Origin of the sequence: Micromonospora sp. NPDC049366 (assembly GCF_044466625.1) — a bacterium.
Classification (GTDB): Bacteria; Actinomycetota; Actinomycetes; order Mycobacteriales; family Micromonosporaceae; genus Micromonospora.
Genome location: NZ_JBITMV010000015.1, coordinates 99,189 through 118,691, shown reverse-complemented (window position 1 = coordinate 118,691; position 19,503 = coordinate 99,189). Strand labels below are relative to the sequence as shown.

At 72.2% G+C, this 19,503-nt stretch carries 15 protein-coding genes; 9 read left to right on the top strand and 6 right to left on the bottom strand.

What is annotated here, in order from left to right; translation table 11 throughout:
• Positions 1-16 precede the first annotated feature (16 nt).
• The 4 genes from ACIBTV_RS21680 (at position 17) to ACIBTV_RS21665 (ending at position 6,013) form a co-directional block, all read left to right on the top strand.
• Positions 17-1,189, top strand: a complete 1,173-nt coding sequence (locus ACIBTV_RS21680; RefSeq protein ID WP_396707441.1) for a zinc-dependent alcohol dehydrogenase — start codon at positions 17-19, stop codon at positions 1,187-1,189.
• A 42-nt stretch (positions 1,190-1,231) separates the two neighbouring features.
• Positions 1,232-2,020, top strand: coding sequence for a hypothetical protein (locus ACIBTV_RS21675; protein WP_396707439.1), 789 nt, complete (start codon positions 1,232-1,234; stop codon positions 2,018-2,020).
• A gap of 71 nt (positions 2,021-2,091) precedes the next feature.
• Positions 2,092-4,890: a TIR domain-containing protein gene (locus ACIBTV_RS21670; RefSeq protein ID WP_396707623.1), complete on the top strand. Its 2,799-nt coding sequence runs from the start codon at positions 2,092-2,094 to the stop codon at positions 4,888-4,890.
• A gap of 193 nt (positions 4,891-5,083) precedes the next feature.
• Entirely contained in the window at positions 5,084-6,013 is a 930-nt protein-coding gene (locus tag ACIBTV_RS21665) for an ion transporter (protein ID WP_396707437.1), read from the top strand.
• A 15-nt stretch (positions 6,014-6,028) separates the two neighbouring features.
• On the opposite strand, the gene ACIBTV_RS21660 is transcribed toward ACIBTV_RS21665, so the two are convergent.
• Positions 6,029-7,507 (bottom strand): glutamate--cysteine ligase, encoded by a 1,479-nt coding sequence (locus tag ACIBTV_RS21660; protein ID WP_396707436.1) that lies wholly within the window; start codon positions 7,505-7,507, stop codon positions 6,029-6,031.
• A 184-nt stretch (positions 7,508-7,691) separates the two neighbouring features.
• Between ACIBTV_RS21660 and ACIBTV_RS21655 the strand changes: the two genes are divergently transcribed.
• Positions 7,692-8,033: a DUF3817 domain-containing protein gene (locus ACIBTV_RS21655; protein WP_396707434.1), complete on the top strand. Its 342-nt coding sequence runs from the start codon at positions 7,692-7,694 to the stop codon at positions 8,031-8,033.
• Positions 8,034-8,048: 15 nt separating this feature from the next.
• Here ACIBTV_RS21655 and ACIBTV_RS21650 read toward each other — a convergent pair whose 3' ends face one another.
• Complete coding sequence (locus tag ACIBTV_RS21650; protein WP_396707621.1) at positions 8,049-8,597, bottom strand: hypothetical protein; 549 nt, start codon at positions 8,595-8,597, stop codon at positions 8,049-8,051.
• Positions 8,598-8,740: 143 nt separating this feature from the next.
• Here ACIBTV_RS21650 and ACIBTV_RS21645 point away from each other — a divergent pair, with 143 nt between their 5' ends.
• The 4 genes from ACIBTV_RS21645 (at position 8,741) to ACIBTV_RS21630 (ending at position 14,663) form a co-directional block, all read left to right on the top strand.
• A complete protein-coding gene (locus ACIBTV_RS21645; protein WP_396707432.1) occupies positions 8,741-9,865 on the top strand; it encodes a Vms1/Ankzf1 family peptidyl-tRNA hydrolase in 1,125 nt (374 codons plus the stop codon).
• Positions 9,858-11,618: a thiamine pyrophosphate-dependent enzyme gene (locus ACIBTV_RS21640; protein ID WP_396707431.1), complete on the top strand. Its 1,761-nt coding sequence runs from the start codon at positions 9,858-9,860 to the stop codon at positions 11,616-11,618. The genes ACIBTV_RS21645 and ACIBTV_RS21640 overlap by 8 nt, the downstream gene beginning before the upstream one ends.
• 293 nt (positions 11,619-11,911) lie before the next feature.
• Positions 11,912-13,300, top strand: coding sequence for a hypothetical protein (locus ACIBTV_RS21635; protein ID WP_396707620.1), 1,389 nt, complete (start codon positions 11,912-11,914; stop codon positions 13,298-13,300).
• A 226-nt stretch (positions 13,301-13,526) separates the two neighbouring features.
• Complete coding sequence (locus ACIBTV_RS21630; RefSeq protein ID WP_396707429.1) at positions 13,527-14,663, top strand: SigB/SigF/SigG family RNA polymerase sigma factor; 1,137 nt, start codon at positions 13,527-13,529, stop codon at positions 14,661-14,663.
• A 109-nt stretch (positions 14,664-14,772) separates the two neighbouring features.
• Here the strand turns inward: ACIBTV_RS21630 and ctaD are convergent, their stop codons facing one another.
• The 4 genes from ctaD to ACIBTV_RS21610 form a co-directional block, all read right to left on the bottom strand.
• The gene (gene ctaD / locus ACIBTV_RS21625) at positions 14,773-16,761 is read right to left on the bottom strand and encodes a cytochrome c oxidase subunit I (RefSeq protein WP_396707428.1); all 1,989 of its coding nucleotides are present in this window, start codon (positions 16,759-16,761) and stop codon (positions 14,773-14,775) included.
• A 104-nt stretch (positions 16,762-16,865) separates the two neighbouring features.
• Entirely contained in the window at positions 16,866-17,591 is a 726-nt protein-coding gene (locus ACIBTV_RS21620; RefSeq protein WP_396707426.1) for an ATP-binding protein, read from the bottom strand.
• A gap of 96 nt (positions 17,592-17,687) precedes the next feature.
• Positions 17,688-18,149, bottom strand: a complete 462-nt coding sequence (locus ACIBTV_RS21615) for a DUF4383 domain-containing protein (protein WP_396707425.1) — start codon at positions 18,147-18,149, stop codon at positions 17,688-17,690.
• Between the two features lie 185 nt (positions 18,150-18,334).
• Entirely contained in the window at positions 18,335-19,492 is a 1,158-nt protein-coding gene (locus ACIBTV_RS21610) for a glycosyltransferase (protein ID WP_396707424.1), read from the bottom strand.
• Between the last annotated feature and the right edge of the window lie 11 nt (positions 19,493-19,503).

Genomic DNA, 19,503 nt, shown 5'->3' with positions numbered 1-19,503 from the left:
AGAAGGAGGAGGGACGATGCGGGCCACCGCCTGGATGGGCAAGGACAGCGTCAAGGTCGTCGACGTGCCAGAGCCGAAGATCATGAACGCCCGCGACGCGATCGTACGCGTCACCACGACCGCGATCTGCGGCTCCGACCTGCACCTCTACCACGGCTACATCCCCGCCATGCGCAAGGGCGACATTCTCGGTCACGAGTTCATGGGCGAGGTGGTCGAGGTCGGCCCGCAGGTGCGCAACCTGCGCCCCGGCGACCGGGTGGTGGTGCCCTTCCCGATCGCCTGCGGGCACTGCAACTCCTGCCAGCGGGGCTTCTACTCGGTCTGCGAGAACTCCAACCCGAACGCGGGCATCGCCGAGAAGATCATGGGCCACTCGCCGGGCGGCATCTTCGGCTACTCCCACCTGCTCGGCGGGTACGCCGGCGGTCAGGCCGAGTACGCCCGCGTCCCGTTCGCCGACGTCGGCCCGGTGAAGGTGCCCGACGAGGTGACCGATGAGCAGGCCGTGATGCTCGCCGACGTCCTGCCGACCGGCTACATGGGCGCCGAGATGTGCGACATCACGCCCGGCGACGTGGTCGCGATCTGGGGTGCCGGCCCGGTCGGTCTGCTCGCCGCCGCCAGCGCCCGCCTGCTCGGCGCCGACCGGGTGATCGTCATCGACCGGTACCCGTACCGGCTGGCGCTGGCCCGGGAGCACACCGGCGCGGAGACCCTCAACTACGAGGACACCGACGTGCTGGACGCGCTCAACGAGATGACCGCCGGCCGTGGACCGGACGCGTGTATCGACGCGGTCGGCCTGGAGGGGCACCACGGCAACGCCGCCATCTACGCGTACGACCGGGCGAAGCAGGCGGTCCGCGCGGAGACCGAGCGGCCCTTCGCGCTGCGCCAGGCGATCCTGGCCTGCCGCAGCGGCGGCGTGGTCTCGGTGGTCGGCGCGTACGGGGGCTTCGTCGACAAGTTCCCGATGGGCTCGTTCATGAACCGGTCGCTGACCATGCGGACCGGACAGTGCCACGTGCAGCGCTACACGCGCCCGCTGCTGGAGCGGATCCAGCGCGGCGAGATCGACCCGTCGTTCATCGTCAGCCACCGCATGCCGCTCAAGGACGCCGCCAAGGGCTACAAGATCTTCCAGAAGAAGCAGGACGAGTGCAGCAAGGTCGTGCTCACCGTCTGACCCGTCGAGGCGTACCCGCCGGACACGCTCCGTCGTGATTGGATGGCACCGCTGGAAACCGATGCGGGCGACGTCTGTGTCACGGGAAGCGGGTGGGGCGGCATGCGTCGATTGTGGTGGCTCAAGATAGTAGTGGGCCTCGTCGTCGGTGCCGCAGTTGGCGTGGCCATCTACTACGCCAGTCTGCTCGAGGGGCAGAGCCTATTTGTCCTCGCCGGGGCGACTGCGGGCGCCGTGGCCGCCGTGGTGGTGCACGCGTACAGCGCAGGTGGGATCCGGCTGACCGATGTGAAGGTGACCGTGCCTCAGCTGAGTGAGCTGAACTTCGTGCTCACCCGCGACACACAACAGGTCGCCTGGCGGCTGTTCAAGGAGATGACGAGCCGGGTGGCGATACGGCCCCTGGCACCGGGCACCGGACGGCTGCGGGAGGCCCTGTCCTCGCTGCATGCGTTGGTGTTGTTCACCCGGCAGATCCTCGACGAGGTGAAGCCGGGCCGGCACGTCGGCGCCGCCCCGTCGGTCGAGCATCTCGCGCTCGCGATGGTGAACAACGAGCTCGCCCCGTTCCTCTCGCGCTGGCACCCGGAGTTGCAGGCATGGGAGCAGGAGTCGCCTGACCGACCCGAGCAGGAGTGGCCGCGTAACAGCGAGTGTCGTGCCGAGTTGGCCGCCATGCAGACACGGCTGCGTTCGTACGTACTGGGCTTCGGGAAACTGGCCGGCATGAGCGACGAGACCGCCGACGCGCTGTTGCGCGGTCAGCTCCCTCGTCCTGATATGGCGTCGACCGATCAGGGCCGGTTGCCGTCTCCGCGCAACGCCGGCTGACCGCCGCCGGGCTCACCCTGGGCAGTTGATCCGACCTCACCGGTCGGGGACAGTGGCAGAAAGGTCCGCTCATCAAGCGCGACGCCTTCATCTCGTACAGCCATCAGCGCGACAAGCAGCTCGCGAGGGCCCTCGAGCACGGCCTCAAGGACCTTGCGCGCCCGTGGTCCCGGCGCTCGGCTATCCGCGTGTTCCGGGACACCACGAGCCTGTCGGCCAACCACGACCTGTGGTCTTCGATCTTGGCTGAGCTCCGGGAGAGCCGGTACCTCATCTACCTCGCCTCACCGGAGGCGGCGGCGTCGCGGTGGGTCCGCAAGGAGATCGACTTCTGGGTGGCCAACCGGCCCATGGAGCGCCTGCTCATTGCGGTCAGCGCCGGATCCCTCGTCTGGGACTCGGACGCCAATGACTTCGACTGGTCACGCACCGATGCTCTCCCGCCCACACTGCGTGGGACGTTTACGGCCGAGCCGCTCTGGGTCGATCTCGCCGAGGTCCGGATCGGTGAGAAGTACTCGCTGCGACAGAGCGAGTTCCGCGACGCGGTCGCCACTCTCGCCGCGCCCCTGCACGGGCGCACGAAGGACGACCTCGACAGCGAGGACGTCCGTCAGCACCGGAAGATCACCTGGATACGCCGCGGCGCCCTCACCGTGCTCTCGGTCCTCCTGGCCATCGTCGTGGTCGTTTCCTTCGTCGCCGTGCGGCAGAAGAACGATGCACTGGATCGTGCGCGCACATCCGCCTCTCAGGCGATGGCGGCCCGGTCGCTTGAGCTGTCCGACCAGGATTCACGCGTCGCCGCCCAGCTCGCGTTGTACTCCCACGCCGCCCAGCCGACCAGCGAATCCGTGCGGGCCCTCGCGGCCGCGATGGAGGCCAACCAGCACGTCGTACGACACCTGCGTGGTGGTTCCAGCGCCGTGGCGGGGTACCAGGGGTCCGCGGGAGGGCTATCCACAGAGGTGGCGATCAGCCGCGACGGTGCAATGATGGCCTACTACTCGCTCTACGAGTCCGACCCGGTGGTCCACCTGTACGACATCGGCACGGGCGTCGAGCGCAGCCTGGACACCGAGTCCCTGCCGATGGGTAGCGGCTGGCTCGCCTTCAGCGCGGACGCCCGGCTCCTGGCGATCGAGGTCTGGCCCAATCAGATCGAAGTCTGGGACGTGCAGCGTGCGGTGCGGCTGCGGACCCTGCAAGCCGGCGACCCGACGGAGCTGCCCAACGCCGCAGATGGGCTCTGGGCCGTCGCCTTCTCACCGAGTGGTCGGTGGCTGGCAGCCACGTTCCACACCTCTGGCACCGAAGATCGCCAACTCGCGATTTGGGACGCCCAGACCGGCGCGCCCCTGATTGAGGGTGCGAGCCGTGCGGAGCAGGTGGCGTTCGATGACCGGGACCGCCTGCTTGCCTGGGAAACAGGTCGACTCCGTCGGTTTGCGCCCGATAGCCGAGCGTGGAGCGTCGTCGGCAAGCCACATCACATCAAGGACGAGGAGAGACTGACCGTGCTCTCTCCAGACGGTCGTGCGCTGATCAGCACTGACCTCGATGGCGGGACCGAGCTCTGGGACCTCATTGCGGGACGGAGGCAGGGGATCGACCGCCACGGCGGGCTGCTGGCGGCGCTGCCGGCTGACAACCCCGCACGGGTGGTGGGCGCTCGTGGCGGAATCGTTGACGTCTACGACCCGGCCCTGCGGTCCCAGGTGCCCCTCGGCTCGTTCGCTTGGTCCGCCACCAGTATCGCCGCGTCGGGCGACGGTCGGTGGGTGGCTGTAGGGACACTCGATGGTGCGGTGACCCTCTTCGACGCCGATGTGTCGCACGCCAACCGGGCCGTGCAGACCGTGGCGCCGAAGCCGGACGAGTTCACCTACCACGGGCGGCTCGCCCTGCGCCGCGTCGGCTCGACCACCGAGGTATGGACGGGGCCAGACGACGATGCCGGTATCCGACGGCTGGGTAGTCTTCCCGTTGAGTTCGATCCGAGGCACGACGCGATCGGGACCACCCACGACGGGACCCGAGCTGTCCTCCTCGACGAGGGCGAGCCGCAGTACACGGCACGACTCACGATGTGGGACCTCCGGACCGGTGAGCAGATCGGGCGAGATCAGACCCCTCTCGGTTACGGCGTGCCGCTTCATGCCGATGGCGGGGTCCAATTCCTGGGCGACGGGGTTCACATCATCGTCCTCGGGAATGACGGCCCGCTGCTTGTCGACACGCGCGACTGGACGGTCCGAAAGGTGGGGGCGGAGGGGATCGTCACTCACACCGCCGCGTTGAGTGACGACGGTTTGACTCTGGCGTTCATGGACTCCGGTACCAGTACCATCGAGGTCTGGCGCTGGACCGACGGCAAGCTGCAGAGGGTGCGGGCTTTGCAGGTCTCGTCAGCGGTCACCTTGGGCGACGATGTCACCATCAGTGCACGCGGCGACAAGGTCGCTCTGATCGATAGCGATGGACGCCTGTTCATAGTCGACGTCGAGAGCGGCGACCTGGTCGAGGGATTGGCGGGGACGGCCGGCGATCCGGCGACGTTCAGTCACGACGACCGCTTGCTCGTGCAGCCGGTCAAGACAGGGGCCGAGGTCGTGCTCCGGTTCTGGGACACCGGTACCGCCGAGCCCGCCGGCAGTTGGACCCTTCGGCGGAGCGGCGACGTGCGGATGACAATGGCGTCCGGGCGGAACCTGGTCACTCTTGCCTCCGACGGTTCGCTCACCGCCTCGACGGTGGATCTGGGCGCGTGGCGGGATACGCTCTGCGGGCTCGTCGGCATGCCCAAGCCGTCCGCACCGTACGACCGCTACCTCAGCGGCCTGGACATCGGCGATCCGTGTCACCGCTGAGGTCTCCGACAGGACGGTTGCGGCAAGGTCGTGCTCACCGTCTGACCGGGGGCAGTCGTTAGGCTGGCACGATGCGCGTCGTACCCCAGGGCCCGATGGTGCCCGCCGAGCCCTCGTCGGTGACGTCGCAGGCGCAGCGCCGCGGGACCGGGGTGCCGACGGCGGGGTGCACGGGCCGGTGAGGCGTCCGATCGTGCCCGCTCCCCGGCGGGGCGAGGCGTCGGCGTCCGGACGGCCGGGGCTGCCGCAGTGGTGCGCCCGCACCGTCCGCTCCCGACCGTTCGAGATCGCCATCATCGTCCTCATCCTGGCCAACGGGGTGGTGCTCGGGCTGGAGACCTACCGGCACCTGGGGTCGGCGGTGCCGCTGCTGCGCGGGCTGGAGGTGGCGTTCCGGGTCGCGTTCGTGGCCGAGATCGTGGTCCGCGTGCTGGCCCACGGGCGCCGCCCACAGGACTTCTTCCGACACGGGTGGAACGTCTTCGACTTCGTGGTCACCGCGGCGATCTTCCTGCCCGGCCTGCACGGCGATCCCGCGCTGCTGCGCGTGGTCCGCGTGGCGCGGGTGCTGCGGCTGGTCCGCTTCTCGCCGGGCCTGCGGACGATCGTGGCGGCGCTGCTGCGCAGCCTCCCCGGGGTCGCCGGCTTCCTCGCCCTGGCCGTGGTGACGCTCTACGTCTACGGCATGGCCGGCTGGCTGATCTTCGCCGACAGCAACCCGGAGCAGTACGGCGACATCGGACGGTCGCTGCTCACGCTCTTCGTGCTGCTGTCCCTGGAGACGCTGCCGGACCTGATCGCGCAGGGCATGGAGGTGTCGCCGTGGACCCTGCTCTACTACGTCAGCTACGTGATCATCACGGTCAACCTGCTGCTCAACATCCTCATCGCGGTCATCGTGAACTCGATGGAGGAGGCGCGCCGGCTGGAGATGACCGAACGGCTGGCCCCCGGCTATGACGAGGACGGCGACGGGGTGCCCGACGAGGTGGACCGCATCGCGCTGACGCAGCGACTGGACGACCTGCGGGCCGTCATCGCCGAACTCGAACGGGAACTGCGCATCGACCGGGAGGACGGGCACGCCCGGCAGGGGGCTGCGGGTCGGCCGTCGCGCCACTGACCACCCCGTCGGTCGTCACGGCAGCGGCCATTCGTGGACCGGACGGTTGCTGTGCATGAGGGCCACGTAGTGCCGGACCACCTCGGCCAGCGCGGCCGGCCGGTCCAGGTGGTCGGCCGACTCCAGTCGGTGCAGCGTCCCCACCTGCCAGGTCGCGCCGTTGCGCCCGGTCAGGCAGCGCTGCTCGATGATGCCGAGCAGACGGTCACGCTCCTGCGGGTCCACACCCCAGCGGTCCAGCCCGTGGTGGGCCAGCGGCAGCAGCCGGCGCAGCACCAGCTCGGTGACCGGCAGGTAGCCCAGGCCCGGCCAGTAGACCTGGGCGTCGATGCCGTGCCGCGCGCAGCTGGTGAAGTTCTCCTCCGCGGCACTGAACGACATCTGCGACCACAGTGGCCGGTCGGACTCGGCCAGCGCCCGGACCAGCCCGAAGTAGAAGGCACCGTTGGCGATGGTGTCGAGCACCGTCGGCCCGGCCGGCAGCACCCGGTTCTCCACCCGCAGGTGCGGCCGGCCGCGCCACACGTCGTAGACCGGCCGGTTCCAGCGGTAGACCGTGCCGTTGTGCAGCCGCAGCTCGGCGAGCTTGGGCACCCCGCCGGAGGCGAGCGCCTCGGCCGGGTCCTCCGGGTCGCAGACCGGCAGCAGCGCCGGGAAGTAGCGCACGTTCTCCTCGAACAGGTCGAAGACGCTGGTGATCCAGCGTTCGCCGAACCAGACCCGTGGCCGGACGCCCTGCGCCTTGATCTCCTCCGAGCGGGTGTCGGTGGCCTGCTGGAACAGGGGGATGCGGGTCTCCCGCCACAACTCCCGACCGAACAGCAGTGGCGAGTTGGCACCCAGGGCCACCTGCACGCCGGCGACGGCCTGCGCCGCGTTCCAGTAGTCGGCGAACTGGGCGGGACTCACCTGCAGGTGGAACTGCGTGCTCGTGCACGCCGCCTCCGGCGTGATCGTGTCGGCGGTGACGGCCAGCCGCTCCACCCCGTTGATCGCGATCCGCAGGTCCTCGCCCCGCGCGGCGAAGATCTGCTGGTTGAGCAGCTCGTAGCGGGGATTGGCGGAGAGCGTGCCGGCGGTCAGGTGCGCCGCCCGCAGCGTCGGGAGGATGCCGATCATCACCATGTGCGCGCCGATGGCGCGCGCCTTCTCCTCGGCCGCGTTGAGGCTGGCGCGTACGTGCTCCTCGAACTCGGCGGTCCCGGTGCCGGTCAGCCGGCGGGGCGCCACGTTGATCTCCACGTTGAACTGGCCCAGCTCGGTCTGGAAACTCGGGTCGGCGACGGCGGCCAGCACGTCAGCGTTGCGCATGGTCGGCTGCGACGCGTCGTCGACCAGGTTGAGCTCGATCTCCAGGCCCGTCATCGGGCGGTCCACGTCGAAGCGGGACTCCCGCAGCATCTCGGCGAAGACGTCCAGGCAACGGCGCACCTTGTCCCGGTAGCGGGCCCGGTCCTCACGGCTGAAGGTCCGCGCGCCCACTTCTTCGCCCATGGTCACCACCCTGTCACCGCTGGTTCCCCTAAACCTCGCACGCGCGCGCAAGCGGGGGAAGAGCCGTCAGCCCCTTTCTCTACCCCGCCGAGGCATCGGTGATCCCCGTCGCCGCCGGCCGGTTTCCGCCGGTACGCGCCGACGGCTTCGCTACCATGGCCGCCCGAGAGGTGGTGGGGTGTCGATGCGCGACAGGGTGACGAGGCTGTTCGTCGGGGCGGCGATCGCCGAGGCCTGTTCCTGGCTGGGCCTGCTCGCCGGCATGGCCGTCAAGTACGGCCCGCCCGCCAACGAGCTCGGTGTCAAGATCTTCGGACCGGTCCACGGCGCGCTCTTCGTCGTGTACCTGCTGCTGGTCCTCGCCGTGGCCCGCCGGCACCGGTGGAGCCTGCTCGCGACCGGCGTCGCGCTGGCCTGCGCGGTTCCTCCGTTCGCCACCCTGGTCTTCGAGCGCTGGGCCCACCGCCGGGGCATGCTCGGCGCGACGAGCGCCCCGACGCGACGCGAACCCACCCCCGTCGGTTGACGGGCGGTCGCCGCCTCAGCCCAGCGCCGACCAGGCGGCGACGACGAGCAGCAGCAGCGCGCCGAGCGTGGCCTGGAGCAGCAGCGGCGGGCCGAGGTGCGACCAGAGCGTCGCGGTGCGCGGGGTGAGCAGCTGCCCCGTGGTGAGGTTGACGATCCGCTCGATCCGCGGCGGCAGCTCCGGGTCCCGCTGGGGACGCACCGTGATCTGCACGTGGTCGGCGGGGTGCAGGGCGCTCTGCGGCAGGTGACCGTGCAGCTCGACCTCGCAGAGCCGGCCCGCCTTGTCGCGCAGCCGCAGCGGGGTCACCAGATATTCCGGGCCCTTCTTCAGGTCCTTCCAGCGCCGCCGGCTGCCGCCGGAGAGGCCGGGCAGCACCGCGCGTACCAGCATCATCAGCAGCCCCGCCACCCCCGCCGCGGCGAGGACGGCGACCAGCACGGGTTGGCCGACCGAGACCTCGCGGGAGTAGCCGTCGAGCAGCCGGACGACCCGGCCGGTGACGATGCGCTCCGAGGGATGCACGATCCGCCGGGTATCGAGTCCGCTGTCCATGACCACCACCGAGAGTCCTGATCCGTTCACTGATGGTATCGGCGGTGGGCGTTGAACGGCGTGAATGAAACCTGGTCACGCCCTCACGTACGGCGAGGTGAACTCCGGGACGGCACGGGTAAGCGGGGGGCCGAGCTGGAAAGGGGTCGAGCATGCAGCTGTCCTTCCTGCGCCCGCTCTACGACCGCCCCGGGCCGTGGTGCTCGGTGTACCTCGACGCGTCCGCCGACACGCACGACGCCCACCCGGCGCTGGACCTGCGCTGGCGGGCCCTCCAGGGCCAACTGGTCGACCAGGGCGCCGACGAGCCGACGGTCGCCGCACTGGACCGGGTGATCCGCGGCCACGATCCGATCGCGGGGGACTACGGCCTCGCCGCGTTCGCCACCGCCGGTCGTGTGGTGCTGACCGAGTACCTGTCCGCGCCACCGCTGCGCGACCTCGCCTCGTACGCGCCGCTGCCGCACGTGATGCCGCTGCTGGCGCAGCGCGGCGAGCAGGTGGCCTGGGTGCGGGTGCTGGCCGACCGCACCGGCGCCGACGCGATGGCGGTCAGCGCCGGGGGCGTGCCGCGCCGCGCGCACATCGTCGGGCGGGAGGACTTCCAGCTGCGCCGGGTGCAGCCCGGCGGCTGGTCGCAGTCCCGCTACCAGCGCGCCGCGATGGAGGCGTGGCACCACAACGCCGGCGACGTCACGGCGGCCACGGTCGAGCTGGCCGAGAAGGTCGGCGCCGACGTGGTGGTGGTGGCCGGCGACGTCCGCGCCACCGGCATGATCGCCGCGCAGATGCCGGAGCGCTGGCAGGACCTGGTGGTGCGTACGGACGCCGGGTCCCGGGCCGGCGGGGCCGACCAGACCCGGCTCGACGACCTCACCGTGCAGACCATCGCCGAGGTCGCCGACCAGCGGATCACCGCGGCGTTGGACCGGTTCGGCATGCAGGAGGACATCGGCGCCGGGCTGGACGCGGTCGTCACCGCCCTGCAGCGCGGCCAGGTCGAGACGATGCTGATCGTCGACGACCCGTCCGCCAACGGCGAGCTGTGGATCGGCCCCGAGGCCACCGAGATCGCCGTCGACCCGGGGCAGCTCGCCGCCATGTCGGTGGCCGACCCGCAGCGGGTACGCGCCGACGCGGCCCTGGTGCGGGCGCTGGTCGGCACCGACTGCGAACTGGCGGTGCTCGGCCCGGACGAGGCGCCCGACCTCGTCGACGGTGTCGGCGCCGTGCTGCGCTACGCGGACGCGAGCACGCCCGGGCGCGGCAATGGCTGACCGGACCGTGGCCGACCTGGTGGTCGACCGGCTGCTCGCCTGGCGGGTGCCCCGGGCGTTCGGCTACCCGGGGGAGGCGATCGCCCCGATCGTCGCGGCGCTGGACCGCACCGGCGGGGAACCGGCGTTCATCCCGGCCCGGCACCTGGAGGCCGCCTCGTTCATGGCCACCGGGCACGCGAAGTTCACCGGCGGCATCGGGGTCTGCCTCGCCACCCAGGGGCCGAGCGCGGTGCAGCTGCTCAACGGCCTCTACGACGCGAAGCTGGACAGCAAACCGGTGGTGGCGATCGTGGGCGAGGACGTCTCCGGACCGCTCGGCGGCGCGCACCAGGAAATCGGGCTGAGCCGTCTGTTCGCCGACGTGTGCAACCAGTTCGTCCGGTACGGCCGCAGCCCCGGCCAGGTGCCGGCGCTGCTGGACCAGGCGTTCCGGACCGCCGCCGCGACCCGCAGCCCGGTCTGCGTGGTGCTGCCCCGGCAGCTCCAGGAGGCCGCCGTGCCGGCGATGGAGACGTACGCCGGGGGCGTCATCGCCGCGACTCCCGGTGAGCCGCTGGCCCGGGTGTTGCCGCACGACGTGGACCTGGCCGCCGCCGCCCAGCTGCTCGGCGCCGGCCAGCGCCTGGCGATCCTGGTCGGGCAGGGCGGGCGCGGCGCCGAGGACGAGATCATCGCCCTGGCCGACCGACTCGGGGCCGGGGTGGCCTGCTCGCTGCTCGGCAAGCCGGTCCTCGACGAGCGCCTGCCGTACCACGCCGGAGTGGTCGGCGAGGTCGGCACCCGCGCCGCGGCGGAGCTGATGGGCGGCTGCGACACGCTGCTGCTCGTCGGCACGAACGACCCGTGGGTCGACTATCTGCCGATGCCCGGCCAGGTCCGGACGGTGCAGATCGACATCGACGGCCGGCGGATCGGTAGCCGCTACCCGGTCGACGTCCCGCTCGTGGGCGACGCCGCCGAGACGCTGCGCGCCCTGCTGGACCGGGTGCCCGACCGGCCGAACCCGCGGTGGCGGGCCACTGTCGAGAACTCGGTGGACCGGTCGCGGGCTGAGGTGACCGATCGGGCCGCCTCGCCGGCCGAGCCGGTGAACCCGCAGCTGGTCCTCCAGGAGCTGTCCACCCGGGTGCCCCGCACCGGCGCGATCGCGGTGGACGTCGGGTCGGTCCTCTACTGGTACGCCCGCCACCTGGAGCTGCCACCCGGGGTCAACGCGCAGCTCTGTGGCACGCTCGGCTCGATGGGCTGCGCCCTCCCGTACGCGGTCGCGGCGAAGCTCGCCGCGCCGGACCAGCCCGTCATCGCGCTGGTCGGTGACGGCGCGATGCAGCTCAACGGCCTCGCCGAGCTGATCACGGTGGCGCACCACTGGTCCCGGTGGGAGGATCCGCGGCTGGTGGTGCTGGTGCTCAACAACCGCGACCACTCCGGGGTCGGCGGCGGGCGGCAGCCGGTCACCGACGCGTCGCAGCGCCGCCCCGACGTGCCGTACGCCGGCTGGGCGCGGCTGCTGGGCCTGCACGGCGTCCGGGTCGACCGGCCGGAGCTGGTCGGCGCGGCGTGGGACGAGGCGCTGGCCGCGGACCGGCCGTCGGTGCTGGAGGCGGTGGTGGACCCGGCCGTGCCGCTGTCGCCGCCGGAGCCGGCCTTCGCCGACCTGCGCAGCGTGTTCGCCGAGGGCGACCCGAGCCAGCGGGTCCGGGAGCGGTTGGAGCGCCGGCTGTCCCTGGCGGCGGAGGAGCTCATCTGAGCGGACCACCGGAGTGTCACGTGGCGGTGCCCCGACCGGGGGCGCCGCCACGTCCGTCCGCGGGGCGGCCGGGCCCGGGGGCAGGCGGGGTGAATCCGGCCGGGCGGGACGGCGGGCCCCGAGGCGGGCACGGGCGCCGCCATCGCCCGTGACCGGCGAAGGGCCACCGACCTGCGGATTGATCCCGCCGGGTGGGTGACGGCCCGTTTGAACCGCATCGGGACGGGAAGCCGGGCCGCGTGGTGAGCGATCGAGGCAAGGTGGAGCCGGTGCACACGGTGCGCGAGGGGCTCATGGCCGACGGCGCCGGTCTGGCCGGCGACCGGATCGTGTCGGCCGGCAGCACGGCCCGCGTCCTGGTCGCCGCCACGGCCCGCGCGTTGCGCGGCGCGGACTGCGCCGACCTGGGGCACACCGGGCCGGTGTCCCGGTTCCCCGGGGCGCCCGAGCCGGTCCGCCGCGCGGCGGTCACCCGGGCGGCCGGCCGCGTGGCGCTGACCCCCGGGCAGACCGCCGAGGTCGACGCCGAGCGGGTGGCCCGGTGGTTCGTCGACCAGTACGGGCGCGGCAGCTACCCGGGCGTGGTGCTGGGCTCGCCGCACGGTGCCGCGGCGCACCTGGCGGTCGCCCTGGGGATGCCCTGGCTGCCGGCGGGCTTCGAGATGACGGTGCACTGGGCCCAGGGCGGTGTCGACCGCCCCGGCGGCGCGTTGGACCACGGGGCGGCGCTCACCGGGCGGCTGCTCGCCGGCAACGACGACCTGCACGTACGCCAGGTGCACTGCCCGGCCAGCCGCGGTGCGCTGGCCGGCGTCACGGTCTCCCTGACGGCCCGCTGGAGCACCCTGCCCGCCGCGTACCGGCGGTTCCTGGTCGACCGCCTGGCGCCCGGCGCGCCGGTGCTGCTGCTGCGGGACGCGCGGACCTGGCCGGTGCTCGACTCCGGGCCGGGGCACAGCTTCCAGGTCGGCTGCCCGGGCAGCGGGCTGGACCCGGTGGACTTCCACCCGGACAGCCACGCGCTGCGGCAGGTGCTCCGCTCGGCGGGCGGGGACGCCACCCGGTGGGAGCCGCCGCAGGTCTCCTCCGCGGCGGGCTACGCCGAACACGGTGTGGAGTCCGGTTTCGAGCTCAGCGCCCGGGACTGCGCGGCCCGCGCGGGACGTCGGCTGCACCGGGTTCTCTCGCCCCGGCCGGAGGCGCTGAGCGCGGCGGTCGCGGACCTGTACCGGCGGTGGCTGCGGGCGGCCGGCAAGACCGGCAACCGGTTGGTGGTGGAGTGCGGCCGGCTGCTGGACCCGTGGCAGGTGGTGCGCGCGGGGCTGGTGCCGTACTGGTGTGAGAACGCGACGCGGCGCAGCGTCGAGGGGGTCGAGTGGTGGCTCGCCGGCAGCGAGCCGTTCACCTCCGTGGACGTGCTGCCCGAGCCGCCCGGGGTCCGCTCGCCCGCGCTCGCCGGGCTGCCCCAGTGGTTGGCGGTGGCGGGCTTCGGTGGCCGGCGTCGCGCCCTGGACCGCACCTCCGCGCGGGGCTACCCGGTGACGTCGGTGCCCACCCGGCGGGCCACGGAGGTTCTCCGCGCCCAGCCGTACGACCTGCCCGTACCGCCTCCGATGGCCCCCGCCGAGGCCATCGAGGTGCTCCGCGACAGCGGCACCCACCAGGGGTTGCTCGTCTCTTGAGGGCAGCACACCGAAACATCCTCGCGAACCCGGGGTCCCGTGATTGAGTACCTACGGAGCGGGAACATCGCTGGCTGCTACGGCCTGATCACGCCCTGCAGCCTGCGGTGTCGTCGCCCGCTGGCGTCCCAGTCACGTAACCCACTTCCGGCCCGGTGCGTGGCCTGACCACGCGCACGACCGGTTTCCCAAATCCGGGCGGGGGACCTTCCTGAGGGAGGCGCGGATGTTCGGACAGACCACCACAAGCACACCACCACCCACCGAACGGGGCCTGGAGGACCTCGACGCGGCCGCTCTGGCGTACGCGGCGCGGATCGCCGCGCTGCCACCCGAACGGCGGCAGGAGGCCCGCGACGACCTGGTCCGGTTCGCCCTGCCGTTCGCCGGCCGGCTGGCCCGCCGATACCGGGGTCGGGGTGAGCCGCTGGAGGATCTGGAGCAGGTGGCCCGGCTGGGGCTGGTGAACGCCGTCGACCGGTACGACCCGGAACGGGGCTCCTTCACCGCGTACGCGGCGATCACCATCGTCGGCGAGATCAAGCGGCACTTCCGGGACCGGACGTGGGGCGTGCACGTGCCCCGCCGGCTGCGCGACCTGATCCTCGAGGTGGGGCAGGCGACCGCCGCGTTGACCAGTGAGCTGTCCCGGGCGCCCTCGGTGGCCGAGTTGGCCGAGCGGCTGGAGACGCCGGAGGAGGAGATCCTCGCCGCGCTGGAGTCGGCGGCGGGCTACAGCCCGGCGTCGCTGAACGCCCCGGTGGGCGGCGAGAGCTCCGCCGAGTTCGGCGACCTGGTGGGCGAGTCGGACAACGCGCTGGAGTCCGTCGACGACCGGGTCACGGTCAGCGGCCTGCTGCACCGGCTGCCCTGGCGCGAACGGCGCATCCTGGCGATGCGCTTCTACGGCAACCAGACCCAGGCGGAGATCGCCGCCCGGTTCGGGATCTCCCAGATGCACGTGTCCCGACTGCTCTCCCGGGCGCTCACCTGGCTGCGCCAGGCGATGCTCGCCGACGCCCCGCCGCCGTGGCAGAACGGCGCGGCCGAGTCCGAGCCGGCGAAGGCCCGGATCTCGGTGCGGCACAACGGCGACCGGGTGGTGGTGGAGGTCGGTGGCGAGGTGGACCGCGACGGCGCCAACCAGTTGCGCCGGGCGATGCTGGAGGCGGTCACCGGCCAGCCGAGCGAGGTCGTCGTGGACCTGGTGGGCGCGGGCGGTTTCGACGCCGGCGGCATCGCCGCGCTGATGGCCGGTCGGGACGCGGCGGCGCGGACCGGGGTGCCGTTGCGGCTGACCCGGGTGCAGCCCGCGGTGCGCCGCTCGCTCACCGCCGCCGGCCTGGCTCCGGCTCGGGACTGACCGGCGCGGTCCGGATCCGGCCGTGATCGGCGGGCTCGCCCGTCGACGACGTGAGCGGGGCCGGCCCCTTCTCGGGTGCCGGCCCCGCTCACGTCCGGGTCGTCCGTCGTCACTCGTCGGGTTGGTCGCGATGCGGGTGACGCCACCGTTCCCGCTTCGTCTGGGGGTCGGGCGGGTTGTCCGCCGGCGCGTCGCTCTCGTCGAAGCTGGGCCGGCGGATCTCGGTCGGCTCCGGTACCTCCACCGGTCGGGCGCCGGATTGTGGAGCCGGCTCGAACTCGACCACCTCGCGGGGACCGTGCGCGCCCTCCGCCGCCGGTGACTCCCGCACCTGGGTGACGTGCCGCAGCTCCTCACCGAACTCCTGAGGCGGTCGCGTCGTGCGCTGCGGCAGGTCGCGGCCGAGGTCGGCGACGAGCGGGCCGTACTTGGCGTCGAAGGCCGGGCGCTCGGAGCGGATGCGCGGCATCCGGTCGAAGTTGCGCAGCGGCGGCGGGCAGGTGGTGGCCCATTCCAGGGAGTTGCCGAAGCCCCACGGGTCGTCCACCGTGACCTTCGCGCCGTACCGCCAGGACTTCCAGACGTTGTAGATGAAGAAGAGGGTGGACGCGCCGAGCACGAACGAGCCGATGCTGGAGATGGTGTTCAGCGTGGTGAAGCCGTCGCTGGGCAGGTAGTCGGCGTAGCGCCGGGGCATGCCCTCGTTGCCGAGCCAGTGCTGCACCAGGAAGGTGGTGTGGAAGCCGGCGAACATCGTCCAGAAGTGCACCTTGCCCAGCCGTTCGTCGAGCAGCCGCCCGGTCATCTTCGGGAACCAGAAGTAGACCCCGCCGAACGCGGCGAAGACGATGGTGCCGAAGAGCACGTAGTGGAAGTGGGCGACGACGAAGTATGTGTCGGAGACGTGGAAGTCGACCGGCGGGCTGGCCAGCAGCACCCCGGTGAGGCCGCCGAAGAGGAACGTCACCAGGAAGCCGATGGAGAAGAGCATCGGTGTCTCGAAGGTGATCTGGCCCTTCCACATGGTGCCGATCCAGTTGAAGAACTTCACGCCGGTGGGCACCGCGATGAGATAGCTCAGGATGCTGAAGAACGGCAGCAGCACCTGGCCGGTGGCGAACATGTGGTGCGCCCACACGGTCATCGACAGCACGGTGATGGCGATGGTGGCGAGCACCAGACCGGTGTAGCCGAAGATCGGTTTGCGGGAGAAGACCGGGATGATCTCGGTGATGATGCCGAAGAACGGCAGCGCGACGATGTAGACCTCGGGATGACCGAAGAACCAGAACAGGTGCTGCCAGAGCATCGGGCCGCCGGTGGCCGCGTCGTACACGTGGGCGTTCAAGATGCGGTCCGCGCCGAGCGCCAGCAGCGCCGCGGCGAGCAGCGGGAAGACCAGGATCACCAGGACGCTGGTGAGCAGGATGTTCCAGGTGAAGATCGGCATCCGGAACATGGTCATGCCCGGGGCGCGGAGGGTGAGGATCGTAGTGATCATGTTGACCGCGCCGAGGATGGTGCCCAGACCCGAGATGACCAGCCCCACCACCCACATGTTCGCGCCGACGCCGGGCGAGTGCTCGACGTCGCTCAGCGGCGAGTACGCGAACCAGCCGAAGTCGGCTGCCCCGCCCGGCACCGCGAAGCCGGCGACCACCATGGTGCCGCCGAAGAGATAGAGCCAGTACGCGAAGGCGTTGAGTCTGGGGAAGGCGACGTCCGGCGCGCCGACCTGCAGCGGCACGATGTAGTTGCCGAAGGCGAACACCAGCGGCGTCGCGAAGAGCAGCAGCATCACCGTGCCGTGCATGGTGAAGAGCTGGTTGTACTGCTCCGGCGAGAGGAACTGGAGGCCCGACCGGGCCAGCTCCGCCCGCAGCAGCAGCGCCATCACGCCGCCGACGAGGAAGAAGATGAACGAGGTGGCGAGGTACATCAGCCCGATCAGCTTGGCGTCGGTGGTGCCGAGGATCTTGATCAGGCTGCTGCCGCGCACCACTTCGCGAAACGGGCCGGGGTAGCCGCCGAACTGGGCCGGTGCCAGAATCGCCGCCCCCCGGTCACGGGCTGGCTCCGTGGTAACCCGTTTGGGCATGATTCTCACCCCGTCAGGACGACAAAAGGACGGGCGTTCCTACCCGACCCAGCCTCCATGTAACCAGGTCGAAGCGGTAATTTCGGTCAGTTCGCCGGTGGCGGTCAGTTCGCGGGCAGCATCGCCCAGACGGCCTTGCCGCCGACCGCCTCGACGCTGCCCCAGCGTTGGGCCAGCTCCCGCACCAGCAGCAGCCCCCGCCCGCCCTCGGCGCCCAGGCCCGGGTCGCGGGGGCGCAGCCCCGCCCGGCTGCCGTCGACCACGGCCAGGTGCAGGTAGGGGCGGCGCAGGGTCAGGGTGACCTGCATCGGCGTGCCGGCGTGCCGGACCGCGTTGGCGACCAGCTCGGTGAGCACGACCGAGGCCGGGCCGACCGCCTCCGGCAGGTTCCATCGCGCGCACGCGTCCGCCACCAGGTCCCGGGCCCGGCGGCAGGCCTCCGCCACCGGCTCCAGCCGGGCCCGTAGCCGTGGTGCGCTGGCGGCGGCCAACCGGCTCGCCTCGGTCCGGTCCCGGCGCACCGGCACCGCCCGGCACGCCGTGGACTCCGCCAGCCAGCGCGCGGCGTCCGGCGGCGGGTCGCAGAGCACCACCGGCACGGCCGGCCACTCCTCCGCCCGCCGGGCCGCGGCGGCGAAGACGGACAGCGCCAACCGGTCCCGGACGGTGACCCCGGCGAGGTCGACCACCAGCGCGTCCGGCTGAGCCGCCAGGCAGTCGTCGAGCACCTCGTACACCGACCGCATGGTGCCCAGGTCCAACGGCCCGGCGAGGCGGACGACCGTGACGGGGGACCCGTCGCACACCTGGTAGGTGATCCCGCTCGCCATCAGGGGCCCTCTCCGCGTCTCATCGGTGGGACTGCGGGAACTACCCGGCGATCCGGTCGGGCAAACCGAGGGCGGTGCCGGCGGCGCGGGCGGCGGTCAACGGTGGGACCGCGCGCTGAGCAGCCCGGACGCGAGCATGACGATGCCGAGGCCGAGGTGCAGCCAGTCGTCGGCGGGGTTGAGCGGAAGGAAGTTCGCCCCGCTGTCGCGGTCCACGACCACCCCATAGAGCCAGAGGACCAGATAGAACGTGCCGCCACCGACCAGGAAGGCCCGGGCGCCGGTGGCGGTGCGCGCCAGGATCAGCCCAGCCACCCCGGTGAGCAGGTGGATGAGGTTGTGCAGGACCGAGACCTGGAGCGCGCCGAACAGCATGGCGTCGGAGTGGTGGCCCGCGAACCGCAGCGCCTGGAAGTCGCTGGTGACCCCGGGCAGGAAACCGAGCAGGCCGAGCAGCAGGAACACCACGGCGACGACGCCGGCGGCCCGCCGGACCGGAGGCTTGCCGTCGGCCGGGTTGGCCCGGGCCCGGGCGTGTGCCATCGGTCCGGTCACCATGGCCTCCTCCTCGCGCCCGCCGCCCGGTGTGCGCCTACCCGGCCACCACAGCCGGAGCTGAGAAGGCGCGGCTACCCGCCGTCCGCCGCGGCAAACCGGAGTCGGCCCGGGCCGCGCCGGCCGCACGTCGTCCCGTCGAGGGTTCCGGTGGCCCGGCGGCGGCTCAGTCGGCCCGGCGGCGGTGTTCAGGCGGCTTGGAGGCGGCGCGCGGCGGCGGTCCGGCGGACGTGTTCGTACAGGGTGACGTACCGCTGCGCCATCACCGCCGGGGTGAACCGGACGGCCGCCTCGCGCCGGCACTCGGCCGGGTCGACCAGGCTCGCCTCCCGCACCAGGTCGCCCAGCTCCTCCTCGTCGGCGGTGAGCAGCCCGGTCCGGCCGTGCTCCACCAACTCCGGCAGGCAGCCCCGCGTGATCGCCACCACCGGTGTGCCCAGCGCCAGCGACTCGACCACGGCGGTGCCGCCGGGCTCCTCCCAGCGCAGCGGGAACAGCGACGCGCGCGCCCCGACGAGCAGGTCGTCGCGCTCCTGCCCGGCTACCGTGCCCACCCAACGCACCCGGTCGCCGTCCACGTACGGCGCCACCTCGTCGAGGAAGAACCGGACGTCCGGGTTCTGCCGGGCCTCGTCGCCGGCCGCCGCCAGGTCCGCCGGACGGTGGTACGGCCCGACCGGGCCGGCCAGCACCAGACGGAAGCCCGCCCGGTGGGCCAACCGCGCCCCGAGGTCCTGCCCCTTGCCCGGATTGATCCGGCCGAGGATGACGACATGGTCGCCCTTGATGGGCGGCGGTCGGCGGTCGGCGCCCACCGCCAGCGGCGTCGACAGGTGCACGTGGCCGACCGAGTGGTCCCGCAGCGCCTGCGGCGCGCGCGCCAACTGGGACGCGGAGACGCCGTTGACCCGGACCCGGTCGCCGCCGTCCAGGTTGCCGTAGAGCGCGGGGTGCTTGGCCAGGTCCCAGTGCAGCGTGTGCAGCACCGCGGGGGCGTCCGGGCCCATCGCGGCCAGCGTGGCCAGGCCGACCGCCTCCACGTGGTCGTGCACCAGGTCGATGTCGTCGCGGGAGTGCAGCTCGCGCACCACCCCGGACAGGTGCGCCTGGGAGATGCCGCACACCTGGTTGTACGGCCGTTGCAGCGCCGCGAACTGCCCGTCGGGGAAGACCGACACCCGCTCGTCGACCGGCAGGGTGCTGCTGCCGACCGAGGCCAGCACCACCCGTACGCCCAGCCGCCGCAGCTCCGGCACCAGCGTGGCGACCACGTTCTCGATGCCGCCGTAGCCGGGTGGCGGCACGGACAGCCACGGCCCGGCGTTCATCAGGACGGTGAGGCTCATCGGTCCCGACC

What these genes read in the sequence shown, in the direction of transcription:
- ACIBTV_RS21680 (WP_396707441.1), top strand. Translation starts at nt 17, where the DNA reads ATGCGGGCCACCGCCTGGATGGGCAAGGACAGCGTCAAGGTCGTCGAC.
- ACIBTV_RS21675 (WP_396707439.1), top strand. Translation starts at nt 1,232, where the DNA reads ATGGCACCGCTGGAAACCGATGCGGGCGACGTCTGTGTCACGGGAAGC.
- ACIBTV_RS21660 (WP_396707436.1), bottom strand. Translation starts at nt 7,507, where the DNA reads ATGGGCGAAGAAGTGGGCGCGCGGACCTTCAGCCGTGAGGACCGGGCC.
- ACIBTV_RS21655 (WP_396707434.1), top strand. Translation starts at nt 7,692, where the DNA reads ATGCGCGACAGGGTGACGAGGCTGTTCGTCGGGGCGGCGATCGCCGAG.
- ACIBTV_RS21645 (WP_396707432.1), top strand. Translation starts at nt 8,741, where the DNA reads ATGCAGCTGTCCTTCCTGCGCCCGCTCTACGACCGCCCCGGGCCGTGG.
- ACIBTV_RS21640 (WP_396707431.1), top strand. Translation starts at nt 9,858, where the DNA reads ATGGCTGACCGGACCGTGGCCGACCTGGTGGTCGACCGGCTGCTCGCC.
- ACIBTV_RS21635 (WP_396707620.1), top strand. Translation starts at nt 11,912, where the DNA reads ATGGCCGACGGCGCCGGTCTGGCCGGCGACCGGATCGTGTCGGCCGGC.
- ACIBTV_RS21630 (WP_396707429.1), top strand. Translation starts at nt 13,527, where the DNA reads ATGTTCGGACAGACCACCACAAGCACACCACCACCCACCGAACGGGGC.
- ctaD (WP_396707428.1), bottom strand. Translation starts at nt 16,761, where the DNA reads ATGCCCAAACGGGTTACCACGGAGCCAGCCCGTGACCGGGGGGCGGCG.
- ACIBTV_RS21620 (WP_396707426.1), bottom strand. Translation starts at nt 17,591, where the DNA reads ATGGCGAGCGGGATCACCTACCAGGTGTGCGACGGGTCCCCCGTCACG.
- ACIBTV_RS21615 (WP_396707425.1), bottom strand. Translation starts at nt 18,149, where the DNA reads ATGGTGACCGGACCGATGGCACACGCCCGGGCCCGGGCCAACCCGGCC.
- ACIBTV_RS21610 (WP_396707424.1), bottom strand. Translation starts at nt 19,492, where the DNA reads ATGAGCCTCACCGTCCTGATGAACGCCGGGCCGTGGCTGTCCGTGCCG.